We start from the raw sequence: 1,467 nt of genomic DNA, 5'->3' as shown, positions 1-1,467 counted from the left end.
TATCTGTCCCAGTCGCAATCAATGCAACCTTACCCCGTTCTTGATGCCGTAGCTGCGGGCAATTCCAGCGGCCGCCCATCAGGCCGCCTGCTTTTCAGGCAGCCGCTGGGGCAGAGTCAGGTGTTTTTCAGCCATCTTTGCCACCCGGAGCAACGTCCACTTTCACCCCCCAGCCTGCCAGCGCTGCAGAGAGTTTCTTGTCAGGTCTGCGGTCAGTAAACAGCAGGCTGATCTTGCGCGGAGAGGGTCCGCAATGCGGCGCAGTTTCCGTAAACTTGGGATGGGCCAGGGCCAGGGCCACCTGCTCTGTGCAATCGGCAACCACCCCGGCCAGCTGCGCTTCGGCCGCACTGTGATAGAGCACGCCCTGTTTGGCAGAAAATGCATCTGCAGACAGTATTGCCAGATCCAGCGCAAACCGCCGGACTTGCTGCTCAGCCACAAAACCAAAGGTGCCGCGCTCATTGCTTTGCAATTCGCCCCCCAGAAAATGCACCCTGTTGCCATTGTGGTTTGCCAGTGCCTGCGCAGCTCCAATAGAATTGGTGACCACGATCAGCCCGGTCTTCTGCCGAAGTTCCTCGGCAACAAATGCGGTAGTAGAGCCGACATCCAGAAACAGCGCCATGCCATCACCGGCATGTGCAGCGATCCGGGCCGCGATCCGGGCTTTTTCCATTTGGTTCTCAGAAATCCGCCTGGCGAAGCTGGTCGCACTTTGCGGCCCTGCCAGAAAGGCTCCGCCATGCACCCGTTGCACGGCTCCAGCCTTGTTCAGCGCCTTGATGGTGCGGCGCACAGTTTCCTCGGAAACATCCAGCATTTTTGCAAGCTCCGCACTGCGGGCTGATCCGCCCAAACGCCGCAAAGCGTCCACCAGCTCCAATTCGCGGTGAGAAAGAGAAAGTGAGTCCGACAAGATTGAGCCTGTTCGCGTTTAACTGCCTTGCACCATAAGGCATGGGTTTTTTCCGGCTTACAAGCTCATCCCACATTTTCCCACAATTTTCTGGATATTTCCGCTTTCTGGCGGTCATTCTCCGGCAAACGGGCACCTGCGCGTCCAGCCACGAGCCGCTCCCGCCCCTTTCCAGCCTGCCGGAGGCAGACCTGAAAGCGTTGGGCATGGCGCCGCGCGGGTGCGCCCTGTAGGGGCGCTGCCGGGCCCAAGACCCGTGCCGGGGCATCTTTGATGCACCTGCGGGGCGCGGGAGCCTCGCCTTTGCGGCAGCAGAAAACCGCCGCGGCTGCGAGGGCCGCGGCGGTCTTTTTCTCTCAACCCTGCAGGGGCTTACAGGTTCGGGTACAGCGGGAACCGGACGCAGAGACCGGCCACCTTCGCGCGCACCGCGGCTTCCACATCCGCATTGCCGTCTTCGCCGTTGGCGGCCAGCCCGTCGATCACCTCGATGATCAGGTCGGCGATCTGGCGGAACTCTGCCTCGCCGAAGCCGCGGGTGGTGCCTG

1 protein-coding gene and 1 pseudogene are annotated in these 1,467 nt (G+C 61.3%); both read right to left on the bottom strand.

Annotated elements, in window-relative coordinates; translation table 11 throughout:
- Positions 1 to 127 precede the first annotated feature (127 nt).
- Complete coding sequence (locus tag A2I95_RS37440) at positions 128 to 919, bottom strand: DeoR/GlpR family DNA-binding transcription regulator (protein ID WP_291737520.1); 792 nt, start codon at positions 917 to 919, stop codon at positions 128 to 130.
- Between the two features lie 372 nt (positions 920 to 1,291).
- Positions 1,292 to 1,467 (bottom strand): annotated as a pseudogene (gene glyA / locus A2I95_RS37435) (serine hydroxymethyltransferase); the annotation flags it as partial.

This window comes from Leisingera sp. F5 (assembly GCF_001593695.1).
The sequence above is the reverse complement of the archived record's forward strand: the minus strand, read 5'-3'. Positions and strand labels throughout refer to the sequence as shown.